This is a genomic window from Bradyrhizobium sp. SZCCHNR1051, from assembly GCF_032489615.1.
Classification (GTDB): domain Bacteria; phylum Pseudomonadota; class Alphaproteobacteria; order Rhizobiales; family Xanthobacteraceae; genus Bradyrhizobium.
In genome coordinates this window covers 56,730-73,272 of sequence record NZ_JAUEYJ010000009.1, presented here as the reverse complement: position 1 = coordinate 73,272, position 16,543 = coordinate 56,730, and the positions used below count along the sequence as shown (strand labels likewise).

Genomic DNA, 16,543 nt, shown 5'->3' with positions numbered 1-16,543 from the left:
ACCACATGCCTGCGACCCGAATCCAATGGGCACAATTACTCGCCGTCGCGCTGATCAACCTGCTCGCGATATGGGCCGCGACCGAATGGACGGCCTGGCGGCTCGCCTTCCAACCGCGATTGGGGACGCCATGGTTCATGCTGGCCGGCTGGCCAGTCTACTTCCCACCGACCTTCTTCTGGTGGTGGTTCATCTATGATGCCTATGCCCCCTCCGTCTTTGCCGAAGGTGGGGCTATCGCGGTCAGTGGCAGTCTCGCGTCTATTGCGGTTGCGGTCGGCATGTCACTGTGGCGGTCGCGCGAGGCGAAAGCCACAGCAACTTATGGGTCCGCGCGCTGGGCCGAGCTGGGCGAGGTGCGCAAGGCGGGACTGCTCGGCGAGGATGGCGTGGTCCTGGGACGGTTGGGAGCGCGCTACCTGCGCCATGACGGACCGGAGCATGTGCTCTGTTTTGCACCGACGCGGTCTGGCAAGGGCGTCGGTCTCGTGGTGCCGTCTCTTCTGACGTGGCCGGGATCGGCGATCGTTCACGACATCAAGGGCGAGAACTGGCAGCTCACGGCAGGATTCCGCGCGCGGCACGGCCGCATATTTCTGTTCGACCCGACCAACCCGAAGGCCTCAGCCTACAATCCGCTGCTCGAAGTCAGGCGAGGGGCCTGCGAGGTGCGTGACGTCCAGAATGTCGCCGACGTGCTGGTGGATCCCGAGGGATCCCTCGACAAGCGCAATCATTGGGAAAAGACCAGCCATTCGCTTCTGGTCGGTGCCATCCTGCACGTTCTCTATGCCGAGCCCGACAAGACCTTGGCTGGCGTTGCCGCGTTCCTCTCCGACCCCCGGCGCACGATCGAGGCGACGTTGATGGCGATGATGGCGACGCATCATCTGGGCGCGGCCGGGCCGCACCCGGTGGTGGCATCGACGGCGCGCGAGCTTCTGAACAAATCGGAGAATGAGCGCTCGGGCGTCCTTTCAACGGCGATGTCATTCCTCGGTCTTTACCGGGATCCGGTGGTGGCTGCTGTCACGGGGAGATGTGATTGGCACATTGCTGATCTGGTTGCGGGGGAGGAGCCCGCGACGCTGTATCTCGTCGTGCCGCCATCCGACATCTCACGTACGAAGCCGCTCATTCGTCTGGTTCTGAACCAGATCGGCCGGCGTTTGACCGAGGATCTCAAGGCAAAGCAGAGCCGCCATCGTGTCCTGATGATGCTGGACGAGTTTCCGGCGTTAGGCCGGCTCGACTTCTTCGAATCCGCTCTCGCCTTCATGGCTGGGTACGGCATCAAGAGCTTCCTGATTGCGCAATCGCTCAATCAGATCGAGAAGGCCTATGGGCAGAACAACGCCATTCTGGACAACTGCCATGTCCGCGTCAGCTTCGCGACCAACGACGAGCGAACCGCCAAGCGTGTCTCGGACGCGCTCGGCACCGCAACCGAAATGCGGGCCGTGAAGAATTATGCCGGGCATCGCCTGGCGCCATGGTTGGGTCACCTCATGGTGTCGCGCCAGGAGACGCCGCGTCCGCTCCTGACGCCGGGCGAGGTGATGCAATTGCCGGCGGCTGATGAGATCGTGATGGTCGCCGGCGCACCACCGATCCGCGCCAGGAAGGTGCGATATTTCGAGGATGAGAGACTGGTCTCGCGCATCCTGCCGCCGCCGGACATCGCCAGGACCAGAGCGTCCGTGAGTGCGGATGACTGGTCATCGCTTGCGCCCCTCTCGCCCGTGCTCACTGGATCCCGGCTGACGGTGCCCACCGAGACAAGGGGCGAGCAGGCCAATGGCGGCTTGCGACGCGAGCCGGAGCTGCCGCAGCACGAAGCGATCGCGAGCGAAACGACGAGCCTAGATCCGGTGGACGAGTTTTCTGTCGTGCTCGATGACGATGATGGGACGCCGCAGCTGGTCAGCTCACGCGATGCGAGCACGACGGGGATTGCGCGTCAGGCTGCGCTCGACCCGCGCGATGACATGGGCTTGTGAGGACAGACCAATGCGGGATCGAATGAATGTCTACTTCCCGCCGGAGCTGCTGCGGCAGATCGTAGAGCTCGCCGATCGCAGGAAGCTTTCGCGCTCGGCCATCGTCGAGGCGGCGGTTCAGTCGTTCCTGTCGCCGGATGCGGCTGATCGGCGCGAGGCGGCGCTCACACGCCGGCTCGACAGGCTGTCGCGGCAGATGCAGCGGCTCGAGCGTGATGTCGGCATCCTTGCCGAGACGCACGCATTGTTCGTTCGCTTCTGGCTCACCGTGACACCCCCGCTGCCGTCCGAAGCGCAGGCCACAGCGCAGATCAAGGGACGCGAGCGGTTCGAAGGCTTTGTGGAGGCGCTCGGCCGCCGGCTGCAGAAGGGGCAGAGCTTCCTGCGCGAAATCCCCGAGGATTTCGTCAGACCGCCGTCGAGCGAGCCCGGCTCCTGACGCGGAGGAAGCGCCGATCGGGACCGTTCCGGCGCGCGGGTTGAGCTTGGCATCTACGCCAGAGTTTCTTTCCACCCGCTAGGCTTCGAACGTTCGAATCTTGCGCGTGCCAGGCCAGGCAAGCTGACCTAATCGACGGACCAGATGAGGTCCGAACGATGAAGAAAAAACTCACTTTGCAGCTATCCAGCGAGATTCTCGCCCGCCTTGCCGGCGCAGCCGAGGAAAGATGCGTGAACCGCACGATCGTCGTGGAAAAGGCGCTCGAACGGTTTCTAGCCCAGCCGCTGGACGGGCCGATGCCGGCGCAAGACCGCCTGCAGGGCCTGGAACAGCAGCTGCAAACGATTCAGCGCGACATCGCGGCCCTCAATGAGACGGTCGCCCTTCATGCACGCTACCATCTGGCGGTGACGTCGCTGGCGGATCAGGAGAGCACGGGCGCAGCAAGGGGCGGTGATCGTGATTTCGACCAGGCGATGCGGATTGGCGCGATCCAACAGCTGCAGCGTGACTTGTCGGAAAGGCAGCGAGAGAGGCGACCCGATGGCGCTGCGCGAGCCGGTCAAGTGAGCCAGCCATCTTCGGCTCAACTTCGCCGTGCCGAGCCTCCAATCGCCGAGGTGTCCTGGGGCGTGCCTGCCGCCGGGGAGGGCGGCGAGGATCCCTTTCGCCTCCCGCCTCAATCGAGCCGTTGAGCCATCCCGCGAGCACGCAGATCACGGCAGTTCGTTGTCGGCCTATGCCTTCGGCCGAAAGGGCACCAAAGCCGGAGACCAAGGCCATCGAGAGATCACAGGCTGGCGGCTCGCGGCCCTGGTGTTTGTGCCCTTCGCCATGGGCTATTTCCTGTCCTATCTGTTTCGCACCATCAATGGACTCGTCTCTGCCAGTCTTGCCTCAGAGCTCGAGTTGAACGCGGCCGACCTTGGTCTGATCACGGCGGCTTACTTCCTGGTCCTTGCGGCTGCCCAGATCCCGGTCGGCATGATGCTCGACCGCTATGGCCCGCGCCGAGTTCAGAGCGCGCTTCTTGTCGTCGCGGCCTTTGGCGCGGAGGCCTTCGCAAGGTCGTCGGGGCCGCTCTCGCTGCTCCTCTCACGCGCCCTGATCGGGCTCGGGGTCGCTGCGGCTCTGACCGCGGGCCTGAAGGCCATTGTTCTGTGGTTTCCGCGCGAGCGGGTGGCGTTGGTCAATGGGTACATGGTCATGCTCGGGGCGCTTGGCGCTGTCAGCGCGACGCTGCCCGCCGAGGCGATCATGGTGAAGACCGGATGGCGCGGCCTGTTTGACATCCTGGCCATCGCGACCGCTGCAGCGGCGATCCTGATCTATTGCCTGGTGCCGGAGCGCGAAACGCAGGCGTCGTCCGCGTCGGAAGCAGGTGGCTTGCGGAGCATTCTTCGCGACGTCCGGTTCTGGAGGGTCGCGCCGCTATCCGGAGCCTGCATCGGATCGGCGTGGTCGCTCCAGGGCTTATGGGCATCCGCGTGGCTGGCCGACGTGGAGGGCATGACCCGCACCCAAGTCGTGACAGCGCTTTGCCTGACTGCCCTGATGCTCAGCCTCGGTGCGTGGATGCTCGGTGCGCTGGCCAACTGGACGCGTCGCAGGGGAGTAGGTCCAGAGCGCCTGCTGGCCTTGATCGCCGTGCTCTTCATGGCGGCGCAGCTGGCGCTGGTGTGGCGGCTGCCATTGCCGGCGATCGCGCCCTGGCTGATCATCGCGATCGTCGGCGCCGCCACCGTGCTCAGCTTTGCGATCATCTCGGACTATTACCCGAAGGAATTGGCTGGCCGCGCCAACGGGGCGTTGAACGTGGTGCATTTCGGGTGGGGGTTTCTGGCCCAGTACGGGATCGGTGTCTTGCTGGCCCAATGGCCGCAATCCAATGGGCATTATCCTGTCATCGCCTATCAGGTTGCCTTCGGAGTGAACCTCGCGCTGCAGGCAGCAGCACTGATTTGGTTTGCCGCTCCAGGAGAGCAGAGACCGCGATCATCGGAGGCGAGCAGCGGGACCGAATTTGTCATGGCCGACCTCGTCGCGACCTCAAGCGATCGCCCGGCTCTCTCCCGCGAGCCGCCAAGCCATGCCAGATGGTGAGCCGACGCCGCGGCGCCGGCGGCGACCTTCGCCTTCGCTATAGCAGTGTTCGCCGTCGCTCTCGGCCGTGAGGGGGCGGTGCTGCGGGCCCATGACCTGCGCTCTGAAAGCTGCTGCCCCGCCTTGGTGATCTGCTTGTCCCGCCCGAAAGAGCCCTCCTGTCTCTACGCTTTCCTGCGCCAGGCTACACCCGAAGCGCTGTTGGTCTTGCTGCTGCAGGAGGTCTGCATCTTTGATCATCACAAGCGATGCTGACCGCGCTTCAATGATCGGAGATGAGAGTGACCGGCTTCGTCCAGACACAGCGCATCACGCGTGGCACCCGCATGCTGCGGACGGCATTGGGGCCTGCCATCGCGCGTCATCTCGACGATCAATCCGTCGTGGAGATCATGCTCAATCCAGATGGCCGGCTCTGGGTCGATCGGCTCGCGTCTGGCTTGGCCGATACCGGTGAGAGCCTCGCTGCCGGTGATGGCGAGCGCGTCGTCCGGCTGGTCGCGCACCACGTCGGGCTCGAGGTCCATGCGGGCTCTCCGCGCGTGTCGGCGGAGCTGCCGACGACGGGCGAACGTTTCGAAGGCCTGCTGCCGCCGCTCGTTGCGGCCCCGACATTCGCCATCCGCAAGCCCGCGATCGCCGTCTTCACGCTCGACGACTACGTGGCTTGCGGGATTGCGACCGCAGATCAGGCCGGCGCGTTGCGGCGGGCTGTTGCCAACCGCTGCAACATTCTGGTGGCCGGCGGCACCTCGACCGGCAAGACCACGCTGGTCAATGCCTTGTTGGCTGAAGTGGCGATGACCGGCGATCGCATCGTGCTGATCGAGGATACGCTCGAGCTGCAATGCTCGGCGCCCAACCTCGTGACGCTTCGAACCAAGCATGGTGTGGCGTCGCTTTCGGATCTGGTGCGCGCCGCGCTTCGGCTGCGCCCGGATCGCATTCCGATCGGCGAGGTCCGCGGGCCGGAGGCGCTCGATCTCGTCAAGGCTTGGGGCACCGGCCATCCCGGCGGCATCGGCACCATTCATGCCGGGTCCGCACTCGGCACCCTCCGGCGGCTGGAGCAGCTGATTCAGGAGGCCGTCGTGAGCGTCCCACGCGCTCTGATTGCCGAGACGATCAACGTGATCGCCGTTCTCGCCGGGCGCGGCTCGCAGCGGCGGCTCGGCGAGCTCGTGCGTGTCGAGGGGCTCTCACCTTGCGGAGACTACATCCTCGCTCCTTTGGGAGATCAGCGATGAAGGCGCGACTGTCTTGCTGGTCCATCGCCACGATTGCGATTGCTGCAGCCGCAGTGCTCGTGGCGGTGGCGCCGGTGCATGCGGCGGGCTCGAACATGCCTTGGGAGCAGCCGCTCAACAAGATCCTGCTTTCAGTCGAGGGACCGGTCGCCAAGATCATCGCCGTGATCATCATCATCACGACGGGTCTGTCACTGGGTTTTGGCGAAACCTCCGGTGGCTTTCGGCGGCTCATCCAGATCGTCTTCGGTCTCTCCATCGCCTTTGCCGCCTCGAGCTTCTTCCTGTCGTTCTTCTCCTTCGGCGGCGGCGTGGTGTTCTGATGGATAGTGAGATCAAGGGCTTCAGCGCGCCTGTGCATCGCTCGCTGACCGAGCCCATTCTGCTCGGGGGCGCGCCGCGATCGGTCGCGATTGTCAACGGCACCGTGTCGGCGGCGCTCGGCCTCGGTTTGCGGCTCTGGTTCTTCGGCCTGCTGCTCTGGTTCGTCTGCCACATGGTCGCGGTCTGGGCGACACGGCGCGATCCATCCTTTGTCGAGGTCGTGCGCCGCCACCTGCGGATTCCCAATCATCTCAGCCAGTGAGGCTCCCATGTTCAATTTGGCCGAATACCGCCGCACCAATATCCGGCTTGCGGACTTCCTGCCCTGGGCGGCGCTGGTGGACGAGGGCGTCGTCCTCAACAAGGACGGCTCGCTGCAACGGACGGCGCGTTTTCGCGGGCCTGACCTGGAGAGCTCGGTCGCATCCGAGCTCACAGCAGTCGCCTTCCGTCTCAACAACGCTCTGCGGCGCCTGGGGTCGGGCTGGGCGATCTTCGTCGAGGCGCAGCGGCATTCGGCCGGAGCCTACCCAATTTGCGTGTTTCCGGATGCCGCGTCCGCCCTGGTCGATGCCGAGAGAAAGGCACAGTTCGAGGAGCAGGCGGCGCACTACGAGTCGAGCTATTATTTGACGTTTCTGTACCTGCCGCCGCGAGAAGACTTAGCCCGTTCCGAACGCGTGCTCTATGAAGGCGCGCCGCAGCCGGAGGGCTCGCGCGGCCGCGACATCCTGCGCAGCTTTGTCGATCGCACCGACCGCATTCTGCAGCTCGTCGGCGGCTTCATGCCGGAATGCGGCTGGCTCGGCGACGACGCCGTGCTGAGCTATCTGCACTCGACCGTCTCGACCAAGCGCCAGCGGGTCCGCGTCCCTGAAATCCCCATGCATCTGGATGGGCTGCTCGCCGACCAGCCGCTGACCTGCGGCCTCGCGCCGATGCTGGGGGCGGTCAATCTCCGCGTGCTCACCATCATCGGCTTTCCCTCTGCAACGACGCCAGGACTGCTGGACGAATTGAACGGGCTTGCCTTCGCCTACCGCTGGTCGACCCGCGCCATCATGCTCGACAAGCAGGATGCCGTGAAGCTCGTGACACGGATCCGCCGGCAGTGGTTTGCCAAGCGCAAATCTCTGGCCGCGATCCTCAAGGAGGTCGTGACCAACGAGGCGGCAAGCCTCGTTGACAGCGACGCCCACAACAAGACCGCTGACGCCGATGCGGCGCTGCAGGATCTCGGCTCCGATGAGATCAGCCAGGCCTATGTCACCGCGACCGTGACGGTGTGGGATCCTGATCCGGCGAGGGCTGACGAGAAGCTGCGCCTGGTGGAGAAGGTGATCCAGGGGCGCGATTTCACCTGCATGACGGAGACTGTGAATGCGGTTGAGGCCTGGCTCGGCAGCCTTCCGGGGCACGTCTATGCCAATGTGCGCCAGCCGCCGCTATCGACGCTGAACCTTGCCCATCTTGTCCCGCTCTCGGCGGTCTGGGCAGGTGAGGTGCGTGACCATCATCTGAGGGCGCCTGCGCTGCTGTTCGGCCGCACCGAGGGCGCGACGCCATTCCGGTTCTCGCTCCATGTCGGCGATGTCGGCCACACGCTGGTGATCGGACCGACCGGAGCCGGCAAATCGGTGCTGCTGGCGCTGATGGCGCTGCAGTTCCGCCGCTATCCGAATGCGCAGATCCTTGCGTTTGATTTCGGCGGCTCCCTGCGGGCCGCCGCGCTTGCCATGGAAGGTGACTGGCATGATCTCGGTGGAGCGCTGTCGGCCGATAGCGAGACCTCGATCGCGCTGCAGCCGCTGGCAGGCATCGGCGATGTGATGGAGCGCGCCTGGGCGGCGGATTGGATCGCCGGCCTGCTGGTCCGCGAGAAGATCGTGGTGACCCCGGACGCCAAGGAGCATCTCTGGTCGGCGCTGACCTCGCTGGCTTCCGCGCCAGCTTCTGAGCGGACCCTGACCGGCCTGTCGGTGTTGCTGCAGTCGAACAGCTTGAAACGGGCCCTCAAGCCGTATTGCCTCGATGGCGCTCACGGACGACTGCTGGATGCCGATCATGAGCTCGTGGGCGACCGGTCGGTCCAGGTGTTTGAGACCGAGGGGCTGATCGGGACCGCTGCAGCTCCTGCTGTCCTCGCTTATCTGTTCCACAAGATCGCCCGGCAGCTCGACGGCCGCCCGACACTTCTGATCATCGATGAAGGGTGGCTGGCGCTGGACGACGCCGACTTCGCGGGCCAGCTCAGGGAGTGGCTGAAGACCCTGCGCAAGAAGAACGCCTCCGTCGTTTTCGCGACCCAGTCGCTATCCGACATCGACGGCTCGCCGATCGCACCCGCCATCATTGAGAGTTGCCCGAGCCGCATCCTGCTGCCGAACGAGCGGGCGCTCGAGCCACAGATCATGGGCATCTATCGTCGCTTCGGTCTCAATGATCGTCAGATCGAGCTCGTTAGCCGTGCGGCCCCCAAGCGCGACTATTACTGCCAGTCGCGCCGGGGCAACCGCATGTTCGAGCTTGGCCTCGGCGAGGTCGCGCTCGCCTTTGCCGCGGCGTCGTCCAAAGCCGATCAGGCCGCGATCTCGGACGTTCTGAAGTCCGCCGGCAGGGACGGCTTTGCGGCAGCGTGGTTGCGGCATCTCAAGCTTGGCTGGGCGGCCGACCTCATCCCGCGCCTCGACAATCTGGAGACGCGGCAATGATCTCTGGCAAGCGATGGGCCACGTCGTTGGCGCTGCTGGTTCTGACCTCGGCGGGGCCGGTGCGGGCCCAGCTCGTCGTCTTCGACCCCAACAATTATGCTCAGAACGTGCTGACCGCCGCACGTGAGCTGCAGCAGATCAACAATCAGATTCTGGCCCTGCAGAACCAGGCCGAGATGTTGATCAATCAGTCGCGCAACCTCGTCAACCTGCCGTATTCGTCATTGACGCAGCTGCAACAATCAATCGAGCGGACCCAGGATCTGCTCAAGCAGGCTCAGCGCCTGGCCTACGACGTGCAGCAGATCGAGCGGGCGTTCAGGACGATCTATGCGCCGGCAGCCGCCGGCGCCAGCGCCGCTGACCTCGCAGACAATGCGCGCTCACGCTGGCAGACGTCCGTGGCCGCGCTGCAGGATGCGCTCAAGCTTCAGGCAGGCGTGGTCGGCAATCTCGACACCATCAAGAGCCAGTCCGCCGTGCTGGTTGCCGCGAGCCAAGGAGCCGCCGGCGCCTTGGCTGTCAGGCAAGCCGGCAACCAGATCCTGGCGATGCAGGCGCAACAGCTCGCGGATCTGACGGCGGTTGTGGCCGCCCAGGGACGGGCGCAGAGCCTCACCATGGCGGAGCGCGCGGCGGCCCAGGATCAGGCACGCGAACAGCTCCGCCGCTTCCTGACGCAGGGTCAGGGCGACCAGCCCTCCAGCGTACGAATGTTTCACTGATGATGACGAGCGTTCCGGACCAAATTGGCGGATCCCCCGCTGCGGCTCACCGGCAGCTCATGATTGAGATTGCCCGATGACAGGAACGGGAATCATCGATCAATTCCTGGAGACCTTTACCCGGACAATCGACAGCGGCTTTGGTCTGGTGGGCGGTGAGGTCGGATATCTCGCAACCACGCTCGTCACCATTGATGTGACGCTTGCTGCGCTCTTCTGGGCGTTTGGCGGCGAGGACGATGTCGTCGCCCGGCTGCTGAAGAAGACCTTGTTTGTCGGCGTGTTCGCCTACCTGATCGGCAATTGGAACAGCCTCGCCCGGGTCGTCTTCGAGAGCTTCGCAGCACTCGGCCTGAAGGCCTCGGGCTCGGCGCTGTCGGCGGCGGACTTCCTGCGCCCGGGCAGGATCGCGCAAGTGGGTCTCGATACCGGGCGGCCGCTCCTCCAGGCGATCTCGGGCCTCCTTGGATATGTGAGCTTCTTCGAGAACTTCCTGCAGATTGCGGTCCTGTTGTTTGCGTGGGTGGTCGTGCTGCTCGCCTTCTTCATTCTGGCCATCCAGCTCTTTGTCACCCTGATCGAGTTCAAGCTCACGACGCTTGCTGGATTCGTGCTCATCCCGTTTGGTCTGTTCGGCAAGACCGCCTTCGCAGCCGAACGTGTGCTCGGCAATGTCATCTCCTCCGGTGTGAAGGTTCTGCTGCTCGCCGTGATCTCAGGAACCGGCTCGACCCTGTTCGGTCAGTTGACCCAGGTGACGAGCGGCGATCCTCCGACCGTCGAGAGTGCCATGGCCCTGGTCCTGGCGTCCCTGGCGCTGCTCGGCCTTGGATTGTTCGGGCCCGGGATCGCCAATGGTCTTGTCAGTGGTGGACCGCAGCTTGGAGCAGGGAGCGCGGTCGGGACGTCGCTTGCAGCGGGTGGTCTCGTCGTGGCCGGCGCCGGCATGGCCGCTGGCGCAGCGGGGCTCGCAGGCGGCGCGATCTCTGGTGCAAGCCGTGCCGTCGCGCCGCTTGGCGCGGCGGCGTCCGGCGGCGGGCGCGTCAGCGGCGCTGCCGCCGAGGCAGCAGGAGCGAACGCGAGTCCCCTTCGCCAAAGGGCGAATGTCCAGGCTGGCGGCTCGGATCAGCCGGGTCAGGCCGATGGCTCGGGCTCTCCGATGTGGGCGCGGCGCATGAAGGCAGCGCGCGCCGTCCATCAGGGCGCATCTACAACGGCACAAGCCGTTCGCCATGCCGAGCGCGGCGGGCAGGGAAGCGCGGTCGATCTCTCCGAGGGGAAATCCTGACATGTTCAAGCGCTCATCTGTTCATTACGGCCGTACGCCCGAGCCGGTGACGCCCTATCAGAAGGCAGCACAGGTCTGGGATGAGCGCATCGGCTCTGCGCGCGTGCAGGCGAAGAACTGGCGGCTGATGGCATTCGGCTGCCTCACCCTCGCCGCAGGCTTCGCGTCCGCCCTGATCTGGCAGTCGGCCCGCGGTACGGTGACGCCCTGGGTGGTCGAGGTTGGCCATCTCGGCGAGGTCCAGCGGGTAGCGCCTGCGGTGGCTGACTACGTGCCGACCGATCCGCAGGTCGCCTTCCATCTTGCCCGGTTCATTGAGGACGTGAGATGTCTGCCGGCCGATGGCATCGTGCTGCGCCAGAATTGGCTGCGCGCCTACGACTTCACGACCGATCGCGGCGCGGCTGCCCTGAATGACTATGCCCGCTCCAATGATCCTTTTAGCAAGCTCGGGAAGATCCAGGTCTCGGTCGAGGTCTCCAGTGTGATCCGCGCCTCGCCGGACAGCTTCCGGATCGCCTGGGTCGAGCGTCGCTACGAGAACGGCGCCTCGGTTGCGACCGAACGCTGGAGCGCGATCCTCACCCTCGTGTTCGCCATGCCGGACGATGCTGACCGCCTGCGCAAGAACCCGCTCGGCGTCTACGTCCAAGCCATCAACTGGTCGAAGGAGCTGTCGCAATGAGCAAGCCAATGGTCCGGAGGGCTGGAGGGCCAATGATGGCGGGGGCCGCCGTTCTGGTTCTGCTCTGCAGCTGCACAACGACCAATCTGCCCAAGATCAGCTATGACAGCGAAGCACCACCATTGCCGGCGCCGCCAGCTGCGCTGGATGGAAAGGTTCAGCCGCTTCATCTTCCGCCGCCCTGGAAAGTGTCCCTTGGTGGCAAGGCGGGAGCCCAGGAAGAAGCGGAGCCGCTCGACCGCGTCGAGATGGCCAATAGCGCGGCGCGGGTCGAACCGCGCAAGAAGGGCTACTTCAACGCGACGCAGATCTATGCCTACAGTCCCGGCGCGCTCTATCAGGTCTATGCGGCGCCCGGGCAGATCACCGACATCATGCTCGAGGAAGGTGAACAGCTCACAGGGTCGGGGCCCGTGTCCGCCGGCGACACCGTGCGCTGGGTCGTCGGCGATACCGAGAGCGGTGCGGGCGAACGCCGCCGCGTCCACATCCTGGTCAAGCCGACGCGTGCCGCGATCGAAACCAATCTCATCGTCAACACCGACCGGCGGACCTATCTGCTCGAGCTGCGCGCTCGTGACAAGCCGTATATGCCCGCCGTGGCCTGGTACTATCCCCAGAATGCCGAGACGAGAGCGCGCCAGCTCGTCTTGAGGCCGGAGCTGCCCAATCCGGCGCTGCGACGCTTCCGCTATCGCATCGAGGGGGATGATCCGCCATGGAGGCCGGTCAACGCCTATGACGACGGTCGCAAGGTCTATATCGAGTTTGCCCCTGGCATTGTGCAGGGTGAATTGCCGCCCTTGTTCGTCATCGGGAGCGATGGTGCGCCCGAGATCGTCAACTACCGTGCCTTCCGCAACATCATGATCGTCGATCGGCTGTTTGCCGCGGCCGAGTTGCGCCTCGGCGGCGAGGAGCAGCGCAAGGTCAGGATCGTCAGAACCGACGGAGCCTCAGGGTGAAAAACGAGGAGGATGAGGCTTCTGCGTCTCAGGCTCCGTCTGCAGCCGAGAAGGCTGAGCGGCGCACGAAAAGAATGCGCCTGAACGGAGATCTTCCGCCGGTTACGCGGCTGTCGCGCAATGTCCTGGCCGGCGGCAGTGCAGTTGCGCTCCTGTTGATGGGAGGCGCCGTCGTCTGGACATTGCAGACCAACAGGCCGAGCAAATCGGGTCCATCCGAGCTCTACAGCACTGATCATCACGACATCGCGGACGGGGTTTCGGCCCTGCCGCGTGACTACGCCAGTCTTCCCAAGAATCTCCCGACAAACGTCCCAGTGATCGGACCGCCGCTGCCCGGGGATCTCGGCAAGGCGATTGTCGCTGCGCAGGGCCAGGCACTTGCGGTCACCCCCGATCAGGAGCAGCTCCGCCATGAGCAGGAGCGGGATGCCGCTCGCTTGAGCCGCCTGTTTGCGACGGTCAATGTTCGTGGCACCGAGGCCGCGGCGAGCGGGCCTCAGACCAGCGAACGCGCGGGCGCGATGTCCAGTCCCGACGACGCATTCGCCCAGAATGGCCAGGACCGCAAGCTCGCCTTCGTCAATGCCGCGGTCGATCGCCGGACCACGAGTGCCGACCGTGTCAGCCGGCCGGCCTCCCCCTATGTGGTTCAGGCCGGGACCGTGATTGCGGGCGCCCTGATCACGGGCATTCGCTCCGACCTGCCGGGGCAGATCACCGCTCAGGTCACCGAGAACGTGTTCGATTCGCCGTCAGGCCGCTTCCTGCTTGTCCCGCAGGGCGCGCGGCTGATCGGGATATACGATAGCCAGGTGACGGCCGGGCAATCGCGCGTGCTCCTGGTCTGGACCAGGCTGATCATGCCCAATGGCCGGTCGATCGTTCTGGAACGGCAGCAGGGCGCCGACGCTGCCGGTTATTCGGGTCTCTCGGACGAGGTCGATAACCACTTCAGGCAGCTGGTTGGCGCAGCGCTGCTCTCGACGCTGCTCTCGATGGGCAGCGAGGTCAACGCGGGCACCAATCAAAATACGAACAATGCCGCGATCATCCAGGCGCTCCGCCAGGGCTTCGGCAACTCCATGAGCCGCACAGGTCAGCAGCTGGTTGGTCAACAGATGAACGTCCAGCCGACTCTGACAGTGAGGCCGGGCTTTCCGGTCCGCGTGATCGTCAATCGTGACCTCGTGCTCGAGCCGTATCAGGGGTAGCAGTCATGGCGAAGCTGAAGATCTCGGAACTTCCCGATGAGAAGCCGGTCAAAATCACGGTCGAACTGTCAGCGAGCGTGTTTCGCGATCTGCAGGCCTATGCCGAAGCTGTCGGCCGCCATTCGGACCAGCCGGCCAATGATCTTGGTCGCCTGGCCTCGGCAATGGTGGCACGTTTCATGGCGACTGATCGGGCGTTTGCCAAGTCGAAGCGGGCACCAGCCATCAAGGCCAGATAGACCCGGAGCCGCGCATCGCGTTGGCTTCCTCCGCAATGCATACAAACCAGGACCGCCTGGCGCTCAAAGTTGATACATTCGGCGTTCCTGAAGCAGGGAAGCTTGTGAGCGACAAATCCAGCGTGGCAGGCTTTCTTGAGCGAAGCAGCCGACGCGTTGATCGCCACCGATTGCGGTGATGCCGCATCTTCTTCAGAGACGGTCAATCGCGCTGAGGCCCAAAGCCTGATGCAAGCGCTGATCGGCCCTCACTGGCGGGCCCTGCGGCGGCAAGATGGTCGAAGGTTCGGGGATCGCGCTCATCCAGCCTCCACGAGCCCTTCCAACTCTGGGCTGCAGGCCAGTCCTTTGGGCTCCGATGGAGCATCCTCTGCCAAGCGCCGGGACGGTGCTGATGGGACAGGCCCAGGAGAAGGGCTTTCATGCAGCGCTTTAGGGACGCCCGTATGCTGGCGAACCAATTCCAGGACGGCTGATGATACCCCGATATAGGCTGCCCCAATGTCATGCCCCGGAAACGGCAGCTTCGCTCCCAGTGGCCTCACCGGGCAGCCATGGGCAGCGATGACATTCTTGAAGATCCAGCTGGGCATGACACCAAGATAGGACGAGATGCCGTTGGCGAGGCCGAATTCCTGACAAGCCTGTATGAGCTGCCCGATCACTCGGCGCCGTCCGCCGGTGCTCAGCGCACGATCGCAGCCGAATCGCGATGCTTCCCAGATTTCGTCCGAATGCGGCAGCAAGCCTTCAACCAGGTTAGGCCACAAGGACTTGACCATGTAGGGGCGTGTGGTCGGAATCAGCCGTGCAGTTCCAAGCGCCTGATCTTGCTCGTCCACCACCAGGATGTAGGTGGCTGCCGGTGTGTCGAACTCATCATATTCCATGCCCTGATAATGAGGCACGGACCACCCCTGGCGCTCGACGAACATCCGGTACCGCAGCCGATGATGCGAAATCCAGGCTTCGCCATATCGATGGACGGTTTCCCACCTGATTAAAAGGGTACGCATGAGCATCTTCCAATGTGCCACGTGACGGGAAGATGCAGACTAATCGGCACAGCGTCAGCGAGGCAGCTACCCAGTCGAGTAGTTCGCGCGTCTGTGGAGCGGCTGCTGTCCTACCGGCTGCTCAGAGGAAGACAACTGTCAGACATCGCCCCAATATCACCTACAATCTGGCGCAATTCTGAGTTGTATTGGGGTGTAGTTCTTGGCTTTTGCAAGGCTCATCCAGGCCCGTTTGAACGGGTTCAGCTTGGGATGGCCGCGAGGCCTGACTTGCGCGTGCTGCGTGCCGGGAGAATGTCCCTGGTGCGCATGATCCGATCGAAACTTGTACCAGCAATCTCGTGCATGCTGACACAAGTGCCGAAGATCGCTCATCAAACAGGCACTTTGCTGCGCGATCTGATTGCCGGAGTCGGCAAGATCGTCAGGGCCGCCGCTTCCGGAGAAGGGCATTGTTGATGACATCGCGGCTTCTGAAAAAATCAATCGAATATGATCGTCAATTGCACGACGGAGCGTATCATGGTACGGTCTACCTCAGGTTGGGTTGGAGTTTGGACAAGCAAGCGCCTGCTTCTCGCCTTGATAGAGGCAGACGAGGGGGCAAGGACGGACCGTCGGCAATCGGGACATTCAGACGGATTCGTTTTCACGATCACATCTGGGCGGAAGTTTGCGCAGCTTTGTCTGCCGTGAGGTAGCAATGGACCTCTTCAGCTTCATCGATTGTGCAAACCGCACGCAGTCGCTGTCCGACCTCTTCGATCTTCTCGTCAGTTCTGCAGCCGATGAGGGGTTCGGCCAAGTGGCTTATGGCGCCCTGAACTATGAAGAGACGGTACGGCTGCCAGAGCATCCTATGCCGGCCGTCGCTCTCAACTTTCCGCTCGATTGGCGAGAGCACTATTTCGAGCGCAAGTATCACGAGATCGATCCGGTCGTCAGGCGAACCCCGTTTCATAGCAGTCCATTCATGTGGGATCAGCTGCTCGAGCAGAAGCAGCTGCAGGATGGCGAGCGGTTGGTCCTTCGTGAGAGCCGCGAAGCCGGTCTCAAGCACGGGGTGAGCGTGCCGCTGTTTGGGCCATCGGGGCGCATCTCCGTTCTATCCTTTGCATCCAGCTTCGACGATGCCGACCCGATCCGGCATATGAAGCATCTTCACGCCTTGGCGTGTCAGTTCCATGTTGCTTTTGGCGAGCTTGCCCAGCCAGCGATGGGCAAGAAGGCGATTGGGCTCTCGCAGCGCGAACGCGAATGCCTGAAGTGGACCGCAGAGGGCAAATCCTCCTGGGATATCGGAATCATCCTCAAGATCAGCGAAAACACGATCAACTTCCACCTCAAGAAGGCGATGAGAAAGCTTGGCACGAACAGCCGGACGGTCGCCGTCGTGAGGGCGATAAGGCTTGGTCTCATTGAGATCCCCGGATTATCCGGCCCATCCGTGTCGGCGTGGACCGACACGCCACCGACTGAAGCCGACGCCGCCCGACCGTTGCCGCTCTGACACTCACGACGAAGCGCCGTTCCTGCGCGGCGCGCAATTGGCGAAACGGCGCGATGGTCGCGCGCAATCGCCAG

16 protein-coding genes are annotated in these 16,543 nt (G+C 63.9%); 15 read left to right on the top strand and 1 reads right to left on the bottom strand.

Annotated elements, in window-relative coordinates:
- The first annotated feature begins 5 nt into the window (after positions 1-5).
- The 14 genes from QW868_RS12985 (at position 6) to QW868_RS12920 (ending at position 13,943) form a co-directional block, all read left to right on the top strand.
- A complete protein-coding gene (locus QW868_RS12985; protein WP_316171879.1) occupies positions 6-2,000 on the top strand; it encodes a conjugal transfer protein TraG in 1,995 nt (664 codons plus the stop codon).
- Between the two features lie 10 nt (positions 2,001-2,010).
- Positions 2,011-2,439: a CopG family transcriptional regulator gene (locus tag QW868_RS12980; RefSeq protein ID WP_316171873.1), complete on the top strand. Its 429-nt coding sequence runs from the start codon at positions 2,011-2,013 to the stop codon at positions 2,437-2,439.
- Between the two features lie 158 nt (positions 2,440-2,597).
- A complete protein-coding gene (locus QW868_RS12975) occupies positions 2,598-3,137 on the top strand; it encodes a hypothetical protein (protein ID WP_316171872.1) in 540 nt (179 codons plus the stop codon).
- Positions 3,138-3,171: 34 nt separating this feature from the next.
- Positions 3,172-4,545 (top strand): MFS transporter, encoded by a 1,374-nt coding sequence (locus QW868_RS12970; protein WP_316171871.1) that lies wholly within the window; start codon positions 3,172-3,174, stop codon positions 4,543-4,545.
- A gap of 281 nt (positions 4,546-4,826) precedes the next feature.
- Positions 4,827-5,792, top strand: a complete 966-nt coding sequence (gene trbB, locus QW868_RS12965) for a P-type conjugative transfer ATPase TrbB (RefSeq protein WP_316171870.1) — start codon at positions 4,827-4,829, stop codon at positions 5,790-5,792.
- A complete protein-coding gene (locus QW868_RS12960) occupies positions 5,789-6,115 on the top strand; it encodes a TrbC/VirB2 family protein (protein WP_316166672.1) in 327 nt (108 codons plus the stop codon). Before trbB ends, QW868_RS12960 begins: the two co-directional genes overlap by 4 nt.
- Positions 6,115-6,378 carry a VirB3 family type IV secretion system protein gene (locus tag QW868_RS12955; protein ID WP_315773483.1) on the top strand — a complete coding sequence of 88 codons (264 nt, stop codon included), beginning with the start codon at positions 6,115-6,117 and terminating at the stop codon, positions 6,376-6,378. Before QW868_RS12960 ends, QW868_RS12955 begins: the two co-directional genes overlap by 1 nt.
- A 7-nt stretch (positions 6,379-6,385) precedes the next feature.
- Positions 6,386-8,827: a conjugal transfer protein TrbE gene (gene trbE / locus QW868_RS12950; RefSeq protein ID WP_316171869.1), complete on the top strand. Its 2,442-nt coding sequence runs from the start codon at positions 6,386-6,388 to the stop codon at positions 8,825-8,827.
- Positions 8,824-9,552, top strand: a complete 729-nt coding sequence (gene trbJ / locus QW868_RS12945) for a P-type conjugative transfer protein TrbJ (RefSeq protein WP_316171868.1) — start codon at positions 8,824-8,826, stop codon at positions 9,550-9,552. Before trbE ends, trbJ begins: the two co-directional genes overlap by 4 nt.
- A 76-nt stretch (positions 9,553-9,628) precedes the next feature.
- Positions 9,629-10,840, top strand: a complete 1,212-nt coding sequence (gene trbL / locus QW868_RS12940) for a P-type conjugative transfer protein TrbL (RefSeq protein WP_316171867.1) — start codon at positions 9,629-9,631, stop codon at positions 10,838-10,840.
- Position 10,841: 1 nt separating this feature from the next.
- Positions 10,842-11,525, top strand: coding sequence for a conjugal transfer protein TrbF (gene trbF, locus QW868_RS12935; protein WP_316171866.1), 684 nt, complete (start codon positions 10,842-10,844; stop codon positions 11,523-11,525).
- A gap of 32 nt (positions 11,526-11,557) precedes the next feature.
- Positions 11,558-12,490 carry a P-type conjugative transfer protein TrbG gene (trbG, locus tag QW868_RS12930; protein WP_315754271.1) on the top strand — a complete coding sequence of 311 codons (933 nt, stop codon included), beginning with the start codon at positions 11,558-11,560 and terminating at the stop codon, positions 12,488-12,490.
- A gap of 74 nt (positions 12,491-12,564) precedes the next feature.
- Positions 12,565-13,704 (top strand): TrbI/VirB10 family protein, encoded by a 1,140-nt coding sequence (locus QW868_RS12925; RefSeq protein WP_316230700.1) that lies wholly within the window; start codon positions 12,565-12,567, stop codon positions 13,702-13,704.
- A 5-nt stretch (positions 13,705-13,709) separates the two neighbouring features.
- The gene (locus QW868_RS12920) at positions 13,710-13,943 is read left to right on the top strand and encodes a DUF2274 domain-containing protein (protein ID WP_316166678.1); all 234 of its coding nucleotides are present in this window, start codon (positions 13,710-13,712) and stop codon (positions 13,941-13,943) included.
- Between the two features lie 299 nt (positions 13,944-14,242).
- On the opposite strand, the gene QW868_RS12915 is transcribed toward QW868_RS12920, so the two are convergent.
- Positions 14,243-14,959, bottom strand: a complete 717-nt coding sequence (locus QW868_RS12915) for an acyl-homoserine-lactone synthase (RefSeq protein ID WP_316166679.1) — start codon at positions 14,957-14,959, stop codon at positions 14,243-14,245.
- A 703-nt stretch (positions 14,960-15,662) separates the two neighbouring features.
- On the opposite strand from QW868_RS12915, the gene QW868_RS12910 reads away from it, so the two are divergent.
- Positions 15,663-16,469: a LuxR family transcriptional regulator gene (locus QW868_RS12910; protein ID WP_316166681.1), complete on the top strand. Its 807-nt coding sequence runs from the start codon at positions 15,663-15,665 to the stop codon at positions 16,467-16,469.
- Positions 16,470-16,543 lie beyond the last annotated feature (74 nt).

Coding starts and splice junctions, on each gene's coding strand:
- QW868_RS12985 (WP_316171879.1), top strand. CDS start 6: ATGCCTGCGACCCGAATCCAATGGGCACAATTACTCGCCGTCGCGCTG.
- QW868_RS12980 (WP_316171873.1), top strand. CDS start 2,011: ATGCGGGATCGAATGAATGTCTACTTCCCGCCGGAGCTGCTGCGGCAG.
- QW868_RS12975 (WP_316171872.1), top strand. CDS start 2,598: ATGAAGAAAAAACTCACTTTGCAGCTATCCAGCGAGATTCTCGCCCGC.
- QW868_RS12960 (WP_316166672.1), top strand. CDS start 5,789: ATGAAGGCGCGACTGTCTTGCTGGTCCATCGCCACGATTGCGATTGCT.
- QW868_RS12955 (WP_315773483.1), top strand. CDS start 6,115: ATGGATAGTGAGATCAAGGGCTTCAGCGCGCCTGTGCATCGCTCGCTG.
- trbE (WP_316171869.1), top strand. CDS start 6,386: ATGTTCAATTTGGCCGAATACCGCCGCACCAATATCCGGCTTGCGGAC.
- trbJ (WP_316171868.1), top strand. CDS start 8,824: ATGATCTCTGGCAAGCGATGGGCCACGTCGTTGGCGCTGCTGGTTCTG.
- trbL (WP_316171867.1), top strand. CDS start 9,629: ATGACAGGAACGGGAATCATCGATCAATTCCTGGAGACCTTTACCCGG.
- trbF (WP_316171866.1), top strand. CDS start 10,842: ATGTTCAAGCGCTCATCTGTTCATTACGGCCGTACGCCCGAGCCGGTG.
- trbG (WP_315754271.1), top strand. CDS start 11,558: ATGATGGCGGGGGCCGCCGTTCTGGTTCTGCTCTGCAGCTGCACAACG.
- QW868_RS12925 (WP_316230700.1), top strand. CDS start 12,565: ATGCGCCTGAACGGAGATCTTCCGCCGGTTACGCGGCTGTCGCGCAAT.
- QW868_RS12920 (WP_316166678.1), top strand. CDS start 13,710: ATGGCGAAGCTGAAGATCTCGGAACTTCCCGATGAGAAGCCGGTCAAA.
- QW868_RS12915 (WP_316166679.1), bottom strand. CDS start 14,959: ATGCGTACCCTTTTAATCAGGTGGGAAACCGTCCATCGATATGGCGAA.
- QW868_RS12910 (WP_316166681.1), top strand. CDS start 15,663: ATGGACCTCTTCAGCTTCATCGATTGTGCAAACCGCACGCAGTCGCTG.